12 protein-coding genes are annotated in these 13,875 nt (G+C 68.9%); 7 read left to right on the top strand and 5 right to left on the bottom strand.

Annotation, left to right across the window (positions count from 1 at the left end; all coding sequences use genetic code 11):
- Window positions 1-424: 424 nt before the first annotated feature.
- From AC07OH_RS20975 to phaP, 5 genes are read left to right on the top strand one after another with little or no spacing between them, the layout of a single operon-like run.
- A complete protein-coding gene (locus AC07OH_RS20975) occupies window positions 425-1,204 on the top strand; it encodes an esterase/lipase family protein (RefSeq protein ID WP_095948796.1) in 780 nt (259 codons plus the stop codon).
- Between the two features lie 56 nt (window positions 1,205-1,260).
- Complete coding sequence (locus AC07OH_RS20970; RefSeq protein WP_495301991.1) at window positions 1,261-2,973, top strand: long-chain-fatty-acid--CoA ligase; 1,713 nt, start codon at window positions 1,261-1,263, stop codon at window positions 2,971-2,973.
- A gap of 39 nt (window positions 2,974-3,012) precedes the next feature.
- Entirely contained in the window at window positions 3,013-4,629 is a 1,617-nt protein-coding gene (locus AC07OH_RS20965; protein WP_495301990.1) for a wax ester/triacylglycerol synthase family O-acyltransferase, read from the top strand.
- Window positions 4,630-4,677: 48 nt separating this feature from the next.
- Complete coding sequence (locus AC07OH_RS20960) at window positions 4,678-6,018, top strand: MFS transporter (RefSeq protein ID WP_495301989.1); 1,341 nt, start codon at window positions 4,678-4,680, stop codon at window positions 6,016-6,018.
- A gap of 44 nt (window positions 6,019-6,062) precedes the next feature.
- Window positions 6,063-6,512 carry a TIGR01841 family phasin gene (gene phaP, locus AC07OH_RS20955; RefSeq protein WP_495301988.1) on the top strand — a complete coding sequence of 150 codons (450 nt, stop codon included), beginning with the start codon at window positions 6,063-6,065 and terminating at the stop codon, window positions 6,510-6,512.
- Between the two features lie 40 nt (window positions 6,513-6,552).
- Here phaP and AC07OH_RS20950 read toward each other — a convergent pair whose 3' ends face one another.
- From AC07OH_RS20950 to AC07OH_RS20940, 3 genes are all read right to left on the bottom strand, one after another.
- Window positions 6,553-7,881: a porin gene (locus tag AC07OH_RS20950; protein ID WP_495301987.1), complete on the bottom strand. Its 1,329-nt coding sequence runs from the start codon at window positions 7,879-7,881 to the stop codon at window positions 6,553-6,555.
- Between the two features lie 151 nt (window positions 7,882-8,032).
- Window positions 8,033-9,265 (bottom strand): CaiB/BaiF CoA transferase family protein, encoded by a 1,233-nt coding sequence (locus tag AC07OH_RS20945; protein ID WP_495301986.1) that lies wholly within the window; start codon window positions 9,263-9,265, stop codon window positions 8,033-8,035.
- Between the two features lie 4 nt (window positions 9,266-9,269).
- The gene (locus tag AC07OH_RS20940; RefSeq protein WP_495301985.1) at window positions 9,270-10,232 is read right to left on the bottom strand and encodes a Bug family tripartite tricarboxylate transporter substrate binding protein; all 963 of its coding nucleotides are present in this window, start codon (window positions 10,230-10,232) and stop codon (window positions 9,270-9,272) included.
- A gap of 97 nt (window positions 10,233-10,329) precedes the next feature.
- On the opposite strand from AC07OH_RS20940, the gene AC07OH_RS20935 reads away from it, so the two are divergent.
- Both AC07OH_RS20935 and AC07OH_RS20930 read left to right on the top strand, forming a co-directional pair.
- Window positions 10,330-11,229 carry a LysR family transcriptional regulator gene (locus AC07OH_RS20935; RefSeq protein ID WP_495301984.1) on the top strand — a complete coding sequence of 300 codons (900 nt, stop codon included), beginning with the start codon at window positions 10,330-10,332 and terminating at the stop codon, window positions 11,227-11,229.
- A gap of 190 nt (window positions 11,230-11,419) precedes the next feature.
- Entirely contained in the window at window positions 11,420-12,097 is a 678-nt protein-coding gene (locus tag AC07OH_RS20930) for a peptidoglycan DD-metalloendopeptidase family protein (protein WP_495301983.1), read from the top strand.
- A gap of 13 nt (window positions 12,098-12,110) precedes the next feature.
- Here AC07OH_RS20930 and AC07OH_RS20925 read toward each other — a convergent pair whose 3' ends face one another.
- Both AC07OH_RS20925 and AC07OH_RS20920 read right to left on the bottom strand, forming a co-directional pair.
- Window positions 12,111-13,310: a PrsW family intramembrane metalloprotease gene (locus AC07OH_RS20925; RefSeq protein WP_495301982.1), complete on the bottom strand. Its 1,200-nt coding sequence runs from the start codon at window positions 13,308-13,310 to the stop codon at window positions 12,111-12,113.
- A complete protein-coding gene (locus AC07OH_RS20920) occupies window positions 13,307-13,867 on the bottom strand; it encodes a hypothetical protein (protein ID WP_095746625.1) in 561 nt (186 codons plus the stop codon). The genes AC07OH_RS20925 and AC07OH_RS20920 overlap by 4 nt, the downstream gene beginning before the upstream one ends.
- Window positions 13,868-13,875: the final 8 nt, after the last annotated feature.

Raw genomic sequence — 13,875 nt, 5'->3', positions numbered from 1 at the left:
TGAGTCGCGCTTGCGCGTCGTTCAAATGCGCGTCCCGAAATCACCGCGAAGTGGTCGCATCGCACCTTTCCTTGTCGACGTCGCCGCGAAAAGATGGCGCCCAGAGCAACGACAACAAAGTGCCCGATCCGAGCCTCGCTGAAGGCCCGGACGAGGCCGACAGGAGACAACACATGGATGCACCTCGCGCGTGCCGGCATGCCCGGCACGGACTGGACGTACGCGGCGGGTTCACACCATGCATGCGTGCCGCCGTACAGGCCGGGCGCCGCCGTTGCGCGGCGCCGTCAACCCTTTTCCCCGATCTCGATCCTCTCTCGAACGACCGCCCGACCGGGTAGCCGTGTGCATCGCGTCTGCACGTCGGGCTTTTTCTTCGCCTCTCTTTTTTCTCTTTCCCTTTCCCTCCACTCCCGAGATGACCATGACCGAATCTTCTTCGATGGCCCCGCCGTCCCGCCGCCTGCTGATGCTCGAGTGGCGCGCCGTGGCGGAGCTGTCCGCGTTCTTCACCATGGCCCCGATGCTGCGCATGGCGCCCGCGGGCGACGGGCATCCCGTGCTCGTGCTGCCCGGCCTCTCGGCGAGCGACGCGTCGACGCAGCCGCTGCGCGCTTTCCTGCGCGACCGCGGCTACCGCGCGCACGGATGGAAGCTCGGCCCCAACTTCGGCCCGCGCCCCGGCGTGGAAGACCAGATGCAGGAGCGCCTGGCCGAGTTGCACGAACGCTACCAGCGCAAGGTGAGCATCGTCGGCTGGAGCCTGGGCGGCGTGTTCGCACGCGAGCTGGCGCGGCGCGCGCCTTCGCAGGTGCGCAGCGTCATCACGCTCGGCAGCCCGTTCGCCGGCGAGCCGCGCGCGAGCAACGCGTGGCGGCTGTACGAGATGGTGAGCGAGCGCAAGGTCGAGGACTGGCCCGAGCGCGAGCGCATGCGCACGCCGCCGCCCGTGCCGGCCAGCGCCATTTACAGCCGCAGCGATGGCATCGTGGCCTGGCAGGGCTGCCGCGAACGCGAGACCGCGACCTCGGAAAACATCGAGGTCGAGGGCAGCCACTGCGGCCTCGGCCACAACCCGGTGGTGCTCTATGCCATCGCCGACCGGCTCGCGCAGCCCGAGGGCCAGTGGAAGCCGTTCCGCCGAGAAGGCCTGCGCCGCCTGCTGTACCTCGATCCGCACCGCGACGTGCGCAAGGCCGCCTGACGCGCTGCATCGGTCAGTCAGTCATTCACCCACTCATTCACTTCCTGGAGACGCACATGAACAGCAAGCCCTGGCTGGCTTCCTACCCCGAAGGCGTGGCGTGGGACCACGAGATCACGCCCACCTCGGTCCAGCAGATCCTGGCCGACGCCGTGGCCGGTTTTCCCGACCGGCCGGCCATCGACTTCATGGGCAAGCGGCTGAACTACCGCGAGCTCGGCGCGCTGGTCGATCGCGCCGCCAAGGGGCTGCAGGCCCTGGGCGTGCGCCCCGGCGTGCACGTGGGCCTGTTCCTGCCCAACACGCCGCACTACCTGGTCGCACTGTTCGGCGTGCTGCAGGCGGGCGGCACGGTGGTCAACTACTCGCCGCTCGATGCGGCGAAGGTGCTCGAGCACAAGATCGAGGACAGCCAGACCGACTTCCTCATCACGCTCGACCTTGCGGCGCTGTACCCGCAGATGGCCGCCATGCTCGGCAAGACACGGCTGAAGAAGCTCATCGTGGGCAACCTCGCCGAGATGACGGGCGCACCCGAGCAGGTGGCCGCGCAGATGAAGGCGAAGAACGAAACGGTCGAGATCTCGGGCGACGAGCACCATCTGCGTTTTTCCGAGCTGCTCGACAACGACGGCCGCTACACGCCGCACCTCCTCGGCGATCCGCGCGAGGCGCTGGCCATCCTGCAGTACACGGGCGGCACCACCGGCCTGCCCAAGGGCGCGATGCTCACGCACGCCAACCTCTCGTCGGCCTGCGAGCAGGTGGTGATCACGCAGTCGGGCACGCCGCCCGTGCTGCAGATGGGCACCGAGCGGCTGCTCGCCGTGCTGCCGCCGTTTCACATCTACGCGCTCACGGTCAACTTGCTGCTGGGCGTGCGCCTGGCGGCCGAGATCGTGCAGCACCTGCGCTTCGACCCCAAGGCCGCGCTGCGCGACATCGCCGAGAAGAAGCTCACCACCTTCTGCGGCGTGCCCACCATGTTCACCGCGGTGATCGGCGACCCCGACACGCCGCAGTACGACCTGCACTCGCTCAAGCTGTGCAACTCGGGCGGCGCGCCGCTGCCCATGGAGGTCGGCGAGCGCTTCCGCGCCATCACCGGCACCTGGCTGGCCGAAGGCTGGGGCATGACGGAAACATCGCCCACCGGCACCTTCTCGCCCGCGCATGGCCAGCGCAAGGCGGGCTCGTGCGGCATTCCGCACCCGGGCGTGGTCATCAAGATGCTCGACCTCGAAGACCCCTCGCGCTACGTGCCGCTGGGTGAGAAGGGCGAGATGTGCATCCAGGGCCCCAACGTGATGAAGGGCTATTGGAACAAGCCCGAGGCCACGGCCGACAGCACCACCTTCGACGGCTTCTTTCGCACCGGCGACGTGGGCTACATGGACGAGGACGGCTTCGTCTTCATCGTCGACCGCTGCAAGGACATGCTGCTGTGCAGCGGCTACAACGTCTATCCGCGCGTGCTCGAAGAGGCCATCTACCAGCACCCGGCCGTGCATGAGGTGGCGGTGATCGGCGTGCCCGACGAATACCGCGGCCAGTCGCCCAAGGCCTTCGTCACGCTCAAACCCGGCGCCGAGGCCTTCGACATCAAGGCCCTGCAAAGCTTCCTCAAGGAGCGCGTGGGCAAGCACGAGATGGTGCAGGCCCTGGAGATCCGCGCCGCGCTGCCCAAGACGGCAGTGGGCAAGCTCTCCAAGAAAGACCTCGTGGACGAAGAGCTGCGCAAGCAGGCCGTCGCCGCAGCCACCGCCTGAACGGCACCCCCCAATCCCACCGACGAAAGAGGCCACGCCATGGACCACCTGAGCAGCATGGACGCGTCGTTCCTGCACCTTGAAACCCCCGAGACGCCGATGCACGTCGGCAGCCTCATGCTCCTGGACCTGCCCGAGGACTACCGGGGCGACTACTACGAAGACGTGAAGGGCATGCTGGGCAAGCGGCTGCACCTGGCGTCGGTGCTCACGCGCAAGCTCGCGCAGATGCCCTTCGAGCTGGCCGAGCCGGTGTGGATCGACGACGACGACATCGACCTCGACTACCACGTGCGCAGCCTCACGCTGCGCCGCCCCGGCACCATGGAACAGCTGCACCACCTCGTGGCGCGCCTGCATTCCAGCCTGCTCGACCGCAGCCGCCCGCTGTGGGAGATGTACGTCATCGAAGGCCTGGAGAACGGCCAGGTGGCCTTCTACACCAAGGCCCACCACAGCGGCGTCGACGGCAAGGCCGGCACCGAGCTGGCCAAGGTGCTCTACGACACCACGGCGCAGATGCGCGAGGTGCCGCCCGCGCGCCGCAAGCGCGGCAGCGGCAGCCACTACCAGCTCGGCGTGGCCGAGCTGCTGCAGGCGGCGGTGTCGAACTCGGCGCGCCAGTACCGCAAGCTCGCCGAGCTGCTGCCGGCGGCCGCGCGCGCGCTCACGGCAGCCGGCAGCGTGCTGGCGAGCCAGCAGACCGGCAAGGGCGAGCGGCGCCTGAGCCTGGGCATGGCGCCCAAGAGCATGTTCAACGACGCCATCACCAACCAGCGCTCGTACAGCACGATGTCGCTGCCCTTCGACGAACTGAAGGCGCTGGGCAAGCGCGTGGGCGGCACCGTCAACACCATCGTGATGGCGATGTGCAGCGAGGCGCTGGCCCGCTTCCTGAAGGAGCGCAACCTGCTGCCGAAAGAAGCGCTGATCGCCGGCGTGCCCGTGAGCCTGCGCGCGGAGGGCGACGACTCGATGAACAACCAGGTGTCGATGGTGCGCGTCGACCTGGCGACCGACATCGGCGACGCGGCCGAGCGCTTCAAGGCGATCCATGCCTCGTCGGAGGCGGCCAAGGCCGTGGTGCGCGAGCTCAAGCCCGTGCTCGGCGTCGACATGCCGATCACCGGCTCGCCCTGGCTCATGACCAGCCTGGCCTCGCTGTACGGCCGCTCCAACCTGGCGCGCCGCGTGCCGCCCGCGGCCAACGTGCTGATCTCGAACGTGCCGGGGCCGGGCGCCACGCTCTACGTGGCGGGCGCGCGGATGATGCACTTCTACCCCGTGTCGATCCCGTACCACGGCAGCGCGCTGAACATCACGGTGCAAAGCTACGCGGGCTCGCTCGACTTCGGCCTCACGGCGTGCCGCCGCATCCTGTCGCAGGAAGAGTCGTACGAGCTGATCGGCCACCTGCGCGCGGCGCTGCGGCAGATCGAGCGGCTGCCGAGTGTCGAGGCCGTGGCCAAGCCAGCGGTCGCGAAGGAGGTCGAGGCCGAGGTCGTGCCCGTCAAGGCTCCGCGCCGCGCGAAGGCGCCGGCCGCCGCCAAGCCGCGTGCGGCTGCCACTGCTGCCGCACCCGCCGGCAAGAAGCCTCGCGCGCCGCGCAAGCCGGCCGCTCCTGCCAAGGGCAAGCGCGCCGCCGCCGCTGCCTAGCCTTCCCGCCGATTCCTTCACCGACCGACCCCAAAGGAAAGCAAGACCATGACCCCCACTTCTGCGCAGGCCCCCGCCCGCGCGCCGTACAACGCGGCGGACGAGGCTTTGTTTTCGAAGGTCAGCTGGCACCTGCTGCCGCTGTTGATCCTCTGCTACATCGTCGCCTTCATCGACCGCATCAACATCGGCTTCGCGCAGCTGCAGATGAAGCAGACGCTGGCCTTCAGCAACGAGGCCTATGCGCTGGGCGCGGGCATCTTCTTCATCGGCTACTTCCTCTTCGAGGTGCCCAGCAACCTGATGCTCGAGAAGATCGGCGCGCGCAAGACGCTGCTGCGCATCATGTTCTGCTGGGGGCTCGTGGCCTCGGCCATGATGTTCGTGGAGACCACCACGCAGTTCTACGTGCTGCGCTTCCTGCTGGGCGCGTTCGAGGCGGGCTTCTTCCCGGGGATCATCCTGTACCTCACCTACTGGTACCCCTCGGCGCGGCGCTGCAAGGTGATCTCGATCTTCATGACGGCCACCGCCATCGGCTACCTGCTGGCCGGCCCGCTGTCGGGCTGGATCATGAAGTACATGAACGGCCTGGGCGGCCACCACGGCTGGCAGTGGCTGTTCGTGGTGCAGGGGCTGCCGGCCTCGGTGCTGGGCATCGTCGCGTTCTTCTACCTCAAGGACAAGCCCGAGCAGGCCAACTGGCTTACGCCATCCGAGAAGCTCGCGCTGCGCAACCACCTGGACAACGAACCGCATGCGGTGGAAACCGCCTCGCACGGCTCGTTCTGGGCGCTGCTGCGCGACCCCAAGGTGTTCACGATGGCCTTCGTGTACTTCCTGTTCCTGGGCGCCAACTACACGCTGGTGTTCCTGGTGCCCACGCTCATCAAGAACTGGGGCGTGGGCGATGTGTTCATGGTCGGCCTGCTGTCGGCCATCCCGGCGGTCTTCGGCGCCGTGGGCATGGTGTTCGTCGGGCGCAGTTCCGACAAGCACCTGGAGCGGCGCAAGCACTTCTTCTTCTGCGTCGCGCTGGCCTCGGCGGGCTTGCTGGTGGCCGTCTTCAGCGGCGGCAACCTGGTGCTGGCGCTGGCGGGCCTCGCGGTGATGAGCATTGGCCAGTCGGCCAACACGCCGATCTTCTTCGCAGCCATCAGCGAGTACCTGCCGCGCAAGTCGGCGGCCGGCGGCATCGCGTTGATCAGCAGCCTGGGCAATCTCGGGCCCGCCGTGATGCCGGTGATCACCGCGTGGATCACTACCGCCTCGGGCAGCTCGGACAACAGCATGTTCCTTGCGATCGGGCTGTGGCTGTCGTCCGGCGTGGTCCTGCTGCTCGTCATGCGGCCCGCCGCCGCGCGCCGCTCGCAGCTCGCGACGGCCTGATTTTTTCGTTACCTGCTATTTCACTCACCAAGGAGATTCAATTCATGGCAACCAGCAAGACCGCAGCCAACGCCAACCCGCTCTTTCCCACGGCGCTGCCGTCGATGGAAGACTTCAGCAAGCTGATCGAGCAGCTCAAGCTGCCCGGCGTGGACGTCGGCGCGCTCGTGGAGTGGCAGCGCAAGGACATGGAGGCGCTGGCCGAAGCCAACCGGCAGGCCTACGAAGGCATCCAGTCGCTGGCGCAGCGGCGCGGCGAGATCCTGCGCGACACGCTGGCCCAGTGGCAGGACGCACTGAAGGACGCCACCGGCAAGGACGCCCTCTCCAAACAGGCCGAGGTCGCGCAGCGCGGCGTGCAGCAGGCCGTCGACAACTTCCGCGAACTGGCGCAGCTGGAAGCGCAGGCGCGCAACAACAGCTGGAAGGTGGTGCAGGACCGCCTGAACGAGAACATGGCGAACCTGCAGCAGCTGCTGCAGCCGAAGAAGTAGACGCCATGAACGCCACGCAGGATGTCTGCGTGGCGTCCGTTCAGAAGGCGTGACGGATGCCGACGTCGTAGCCCATCGAGGAGCGCGGCGCCCAGCCCGCGGCCTGCGCGGTGCCGCCCGCGAGGTAGCTGGGCGAGCCGCCAGTGATCGCGCCCATCACACCGGGGTTGTTCCAGCCGTTCTTGATGCGGATGCGGGACACCGAGGCATACAGCGCGGTGCGCTTCGAGAGGTTGTGCACGTAGCCCAGCGCGATCTGGTTCGCCGTGGTGTCGCGTTGGCCGTTCAGGCCCCACAGCAGGCTGTTCAGGTCGGTCGCGGCTGGTGCGCCGTTCTTGTACTTCACCGAGGCGTACGACGCGCGGATGAGGCCGGGGCCGACGGGCACGCTCGCGCCGAGCAGGTAGCCGTCGTACCGGTCCTTGCGCGTCGTGGTGGTCATGAGCGGAACGGCCAGGCCCGGCAGGTTCTGCAGTGCACCGGTCTCGTTCTGGTCCTGCACACGCGACAGCTCGCCGAACAGCTTGGCGGGACCGAAGTCGTACGAGGCACCCAGGTTCAGCGAGTTGATCTTGCGCTCCTGCGTGGCGGTCACGAGGCCCAGCGCGTTGAGCGTGGTGCTGTCGGCGGCCGTGCTCTGGCTGTAGGCAATAGCCATGTCGAGCGGACCATTGGCGTAGCCGAAGCGCCCACCCACGAAGCGGCCCTTGGCCGACGGCGTGCCGGGCTGGTCGCTGCGCTTCGTGTTCTCGTGCAGCGCGTACTGCAGCTGGCCGTAGACGCCGCCCAGGTTCGGCGGCAGGAAGTAGCCGATCGAATTGCCGGTGCGCACGTAGTTGTCGGTCGCGCCCACCACGGAGCCGGGCCCGGCGGCGGCGGCCAGGCGGCTGTTGATGTTGGCCATGAGGTTGGTGCCCACGCCCTGCGTGCCGAAGGGGCTGAACACGGTGTCGTTCCAGAAGGTCGCGGCGTAGTCGCGGCCCAGCCGCACTTCACCGAAGGGCCCCGACAGGCTCACGGTGGAGCGGCGGTTGAAGTTGTCGATGCCCTTGGCACCGTCGTCGTTCGAGATGCCCGATTCGAGCCAGAAGCTGGCCGCCAGGCCACCGCCCAGGTCTTCCGTGCCGCGAAAGCCGATGCGGCTGCCCGCATAGCCCGAGTTCGACAGGGCGGTCTGGCTTTTCTTCACGCCGCCTGCTGCGTTGGCCGGCGGCACCGCGAAGGGGTTGGGGCTGTGGTGCGTGCTCTTCGACGTGTAGCGGCTGATGCCGACGTCGACGATGCCGAACACCGTTACGGACGATTGGGCCGATGCGACACCGGCGGCGGTGAGCAGGGCGAGGGCGGACAGGGCGTGATGTTGCTTCATGGCAGGTCTTGCGTTGCGTGCTTCTTCAGGGATGAACGAGGCCGCTGGTGCGCATTGCTGCGTTCCAGGGCTCGGGTGTGCCGAAGGGCGTGTGCCCTTCGATGACTTCGGTGCGGTGGGAGAGGCGCGCGTCAGGGCGCGCCGTGGGCGTTCAGGCCGCGGGTTCGCTCGCCGCGCCGTCGGCGAACATGGCGGCGATGGTCGACGCCTCCAGCCCGGCCTCGGCCAGGATGCGGCGCGTGTCCGCGCCGCGACGCACCGGTGCGCGCAGCGAAGGCGTCAGCGGTTCGCTGGACGTGAAGCCGATGCCGGGCACCGGCACCCGCCGCGAGGTGTGGGACAGCGACAGCTCCACGTGCGGCCAGTCGCGCGCCATCTGTGCCGCCGCCTGTGCGGGGCGCATCACCGGCGTGGCGGGCACCTCGTGGCGGGTCAGCAGCGCATCCCATTCGGCCACGGTCCGTGCGCCCAGTGCCTGCCCCAGCAACGCCTGCGCGCGCGTCACATCGCGCTGCTCGGCGGCCTCGTGCAATGCCGACAGCAGCGATGCGTCCGTGCCGGCTTCGCGCAGCGCGCTCAGCAGCCCCACCGCCTGGTTGGCCGCATTGCAGACGATGGCCAGCTGGCCGTCGGTCGCCTCGAAGGTGCCCGACAAAGGGCTGCCGGAAAACGCCGTCGACGCACTGCGCGGCATCTCCATGCCGCTGACCAGCGGCCCGGCGTAGGTGGGCGCCATCAGCGTGAGCGCCGCGCCCATCATCGACACCTGGAGCCACTCGCCGCGTGTGCGTGCCTCTCCGTTCGTGCGGTCGCGCCGGTAGAGCGCGCTCATCACCGCCAGCGCAGCCTGCTGGCCCACGGCGTAGTCGACCAGGGGGAAGCCCACCCGCTGCGGCTTGCCGTCACTGCCGGCGTTGGCGGCCATCAGGCCGCTGGCAGCCTGGATGACGTGGTCGTAGGCGCGCCGATCCGAGGCAGGTCCGAAGCCGGTGATCGAGCAGACGACCAGCTGCGGATGGCGCTCGATCAGTTGCTGCGGATCGAAACCGAGCGCCGCCAGCTTGCCGGGCCGGAAGTTCTCCAGCAGCACGTCCGCGCTGCCGATCAGCGCTGCCAGTGCCTCCTTGGCCCGCGGGTCGCGCGCATCGAGCGCCAGCGACCGCTTGCCCGCGCCCTGCGTCACGAAGGTCTCGCCCAGCCCGAGGGCGGTCAGTTCGCCGTCCAGGCCCTTGGTGCGGATCATGTCGTCGCCGTCGGCGCGCTCGATGCGGATCACCTCGGCGCCGAGCAGGCCCAGCTGGTAGCCGGCGAAGGGCCCGGCCAGCACGTGCGTCCAGTCGATGACGCGCAGGCCTGCCAGGGGTGTGGTGGTGTTCGATGTCATGACGTCACTCCGGCTTGACGCCGCTGCTCTTCACGTAGCGCGCCCAGCGGGCGATCTCTTCCCTGGCGAAGCGGCGGCTTTCTTCCAGCGTGAAAGCCAGTGGCTGCGTCCCGTTGCTGGCGCGCAGCTGCACCGACTCCGGCGACGCCAGCGATTTGCGGACTGCGGCATTCAGCATCTCCGCGACAGGCGCCGGCGTGCCGGCAGGCACGAACACGGCGGTCCACCCGGCGAGCTCGAAATCGGCCATGCCTTGTTCGCGGAACGTGGCCACGTCCGGCGTCGCCGGATAGCGCTGTGCGGCGGCCACGACCAACGGCTTCAGCTTGTTGCCGTCGATGAAGACCTTGGCCACCGACGCGTCGGAAAACGCGAAGTCGATGTGCCCGCCTGCCAGGTCCGTCAGCGATTGCGGGTTCGACTTGTAGGGGACCGTGACGGCATCGATGCCTGTCGCCTTGCGGAAGATTTCGCAGGCCACCTGCGTCACGGCGTTGCCGCTTCCGCACCGCAGTTCGTTCGGATGGGCCTTGGCGTAGGCCCGCAGGTCGGCCAGGTTGCGCCACTTGGCGTTGCCCGCGACGTACAGCGAGATCGGGCTGGTGCCCAGGCCCGCCACCATGTCGAACGACCCGGGCTCATAGCCCAGCTTGGCCGGGAAGAACGAAAAGTTGACGGCGTTGGTCGTGGCCGAGCCAATCAGCAGGGTGTAGCCGTCGGGTTTGGCGCGTGCGACCGTTGCCGCGCCCAGCGCACCGTTGGCCCCCTGCTTGTTGTCGATGACGACGGGCGTTTTCAGCAGGTCCGTCAGGTCCTTGGCCAGCACGCGCGCGCCGATGTCGGTGCCGCTGCCCGCGGCGAACGGCACCACCAGCGTGAGGGGGCGCGAGGGGTAGGGCGCCTGCGCCCAGGCGGAAGCGGTCCCCAGGGCGCACAGGGCACCGAGGAGGAAGGAACTGCGAAGCATGGTGGTTGTCTCCTGGTCTTGTGGGGCTGAACGATAGGTTGCCGCCCGGCACGCAGCAACCTACATTTCATGGGGACCTTTTCCACTTTGGAAAACCATGAACTTGAACGACCTCCATCTGGCTGTGGTGATCGCGCGCGAAGGCGGGCTGAGCAGCGCCTCGGCCTGCCTCGGCATTTCACCGGGCACCCTGAGCAAGGCCGTGACCCGGCTCGAGCGCGCCACCAAGGTCAAGCTGTTCGAACGGCTGGCCCGGGGCATGCGCCCCACCGAGCTGGGCCAGGCCTTCCTGAGGCGGGCGCAGCGCATCGACCTGGATGCCTCCGATCTCTATGCGGAGCTGCGCGACCTGCGGCAGGCGCGAACCGGCGTGCTGCGCTGTGGGGTTGGCAACGGCATCCCCGACCGCTGGGTGCTGCCGGTGGTGTCTGCGCTCATCGAGCGCGGCATCAGTGTGGACCTGTCGGGCGGCAACTCCGACTCGCTCACGCGCGGCGTGGCCATGGGCGAGCTGGAGTTCGCCTTGACCGGCCTGCACAAGAAGCCGCCGGCACCCCTGGCGTGGGAAGGCCTGCGAGACGACCCCCTGGTGCCCATGGCACCGATCGGCCATCCGCTGGCGCGCACGAAACGCGAAGTTGCATGGGAGCAGTTGGCGCAGGCGCGGTGGATCGTCATGGCGCCCGGCACCTCGACCCACACCGAGTTCGAAGCGAATTTCCGCGCGCATCGGCTCGACCCGCCCGAGCCGGTGGGCACCTCGCGTTCGGCCCAGCGCGAGCTGGCGCTGCTGCGCACGTTGGGCGCCTTGATGCCCGTGCCGCGTGCGGTCCTGAAAGAGCCCCATGTCGCGGCGCAGTTCGTGGCGGTCAGCCCCGTCGGCGGATGGCGCTCGACGCGCCGGGTGGGCATCGTGCGGCGCGCCGGTGGCTACCTCAGCCCTTCGGCAACGCAAGCCATCGAGGCACTGGAAGGCATCCTGCGCAAGGAGCGCTGAGGGCGGCCTGCGCGCGGCCGTTCCTGCGGGCGCAATGTCCGCACAACGACTGCTGGTAGCCTTGCCGGATTGTTCAGGCGCGCCTCGCCCCGCGAGGTCGCGCGATCCGGATGAATCAGAAAGGACTCAGCGCGTGGTTGTGACAGGGAGAAGATGGGGCGCGTGCGCCGCGTTGACGGCGGCATTGCTGGTGGGCGCATGCTCCACCACGCCCAGCACGCCGGTGGCGGGCCCCGGCGAGTACGTCGTGCAGACGGGCGACACGCTGTACCGCATCGCGCAGCGGCACGGCCGGACGACGGCCGAGATCGCCCGCTGGAACCAGATCAAGGACCCCGACCAGCTCGAAGCCGGCCAGGTGCTGCGCGTGGTGCCGCCGGGTGGTGCCGCGACGGGGGCGGCCACGCCGCCGCCGCGCAGCAGCGGCGGCAGCGGCAGTGCCGAAAAAGCCAAGCCCGCGCCCGCACCCCGTGAGCGCGACCCCGTGGTGCCGCCCGCGTCGCGGCGCAGCGACTGGGGCTGGCCGACGCAGGGCGCGGTCATTGCGGGCTTCAACGGCAACAGCAACAAGGGCCTCGACATCAGCGGCAGCAGCGGCGAGCCCGTGCACGCGATCGGCGCCGGCTCGGTGGCCGCGACCGAAACGATGCGCGGCTACGGCAGCGTGATCATGGTCGACCACGGCGGCTCCTACATGTCGATCTACACCAACGTGGGCACCGTGGGCGTGAAGCAGGGCCAGCGCGTGCAGCGCGGCCAGAAGCTCGCCGAGATCGGCCCGGCGGAGGGCGGCCGCGCCAAGCTGCACTTCGAGATCCGCTACCGCGGCAAGGCCGTCGATCCGCGCCTGTACCTGCCGGCGAAGTAAGCGCAACGGGCCTTCAGCCCTGCGGCCGGGTGAGCAGGTCGAGCTCGGCCCGCAGGCGGCGCACCGCGACTTCATGGCGCCGCGTCTGCGGCCCGCGCCCGTGCGTGCCGGCCTTCAGGATGAGCCGCAGCTGCTCGCGCTGCAGCTGTGCCTTCAGGCGCCGGGCGCGCTTGCCGAATTCCTTGCCCATGTCGCGGCGCACGCGGTAGCGCAGCAGCGGCGCGCCCAGGCGCACCCATTCGTCGTCGCGGATCAGCTCGCGCTCGGGCACGAAGTAGGCCGCCAGCGCATGCAGGTAGGTGCCGTTCTCGCGCGCGGCGGCGCGCCAGACGAAGGCCGCGGCGATCACTACCGGGATGCCCTTGACGATGAGCAGCAGCGCGATGCCGACAAAGCCGTCGTCGAAGCGGTCTTCGAGCAGCGGCGAGTTCCAGATGAAGTGCATCGCCCACGCTAGCGCGAAGTAGAAGACGGCGCAGCCGATGCGCGCCGCCATCGAGCGCTGCGGGTTGAGCAGGAACCACGCCACGCCGAACGAGGCGATGGTCGTGTAGGCCGCATGGCTCCACAGCCCGCTCAGCAGCCCGCGCATCAGCAGGTGGTAGAGCACCGGGTACACCTGGTTCTCGAGCGGGAAGTTCACGGCGCTGTTCACCGTGTAGCTCAGGTTCTCGATCACCTGGAAGCCCAGCCCGGCCATGGCGCCGACGATCAGCACCGACAGATACGTTTCGAACTGGTTGCGCGCGATCAGCACCAGCAGGATCACGCCCGCGAGCTTCAGGAACTCTTCGGTGATCGGCCCCGCGATGGCCGGCCCCCACGCTGCCACGAATTCCGGCGACACCAGCTTGGCGCACAGGCTCTGGATGGCGATGTTGGCCGGCGCCGCGAAGTACACCGCGCCCAGCCCGCCCCACGCAAAGGCCAGCACGTAGGCCTCGGGCGGGTGCTGCTCCAGCAGGTCGAGCGTGCGGAAAAACAGCACGAAGGCCGCCGTGTAGCCGCCCCACACCAGCAGGCCCAGCAGCGCGGTGACGGGCACCACGCGAAAGCCCAGCGAGAACATCGACACCGTGTAGAACAGGCCGTTGAGGATCAGCGCCGCGAGCAGCCAGAACGCGGCGCGCTGCGGCTGGAAGAACGAGTCGGTACCGATGGGCCAGTCGGCGTCTTCCTGCGTGGCAACAGTGGCTTCAGTGGTGGTGCTCACAGCGGTGCCTCCAGGTCCATCGAGTCGAGCATCTTGCGGGCGTCGGCCAGCGCTTCGTTGAAGCCGTCGGTGGGGCCGTACACGTCGATCTGCACCAGCGAGCGGCGCGGCGTGTCGACCACCTGCCAGAAACGGCCGGCGAGCTTGGCGCCGTAGTAGGCGAAGGTCTTGCCCTGCAGGCCCCAGCCGGTGACGAAGTCGGACACGTCGCCTTCGACGGTCAGGCCCTGGCCGCGCTCCATGAGCCGCTGCTGGCGCACCATCGGGCCGTCGGGCCCGCCCATCCACAGGCGCGTGGTCACGAGGAACTTGTGGCCGCCCTTGAAGAGCATGAGCGACTGGCCGGCCTTGGAGCGCGACACGTCCATCTGCCAGCCCGGTGCGGGCTCGAAGCGCGCGTGGGCGACCGACACGGTCTCGCCCGCGGGCAGCGGCCGGCTGCCGGGCGTGTGGTTGTTCCAGAAGGTCAGGCCGCCGACGTACGCGGCAATGGCCAGGAGGATCGCGAGCGCGCCCGGCCAGGTGCGGTACGGGATGCGGCGGGACGGTTGAAGCATCCGTGGAT

Source organism: Variovorax sp. GW821-FHT10C12 (genome assembly GCF_059415405.1).
The sequence above is the reverse complement of the archived record's forward strand: the minus strand, read 5'-3'. Positions and strand labels throughout refer to the sequence as shown.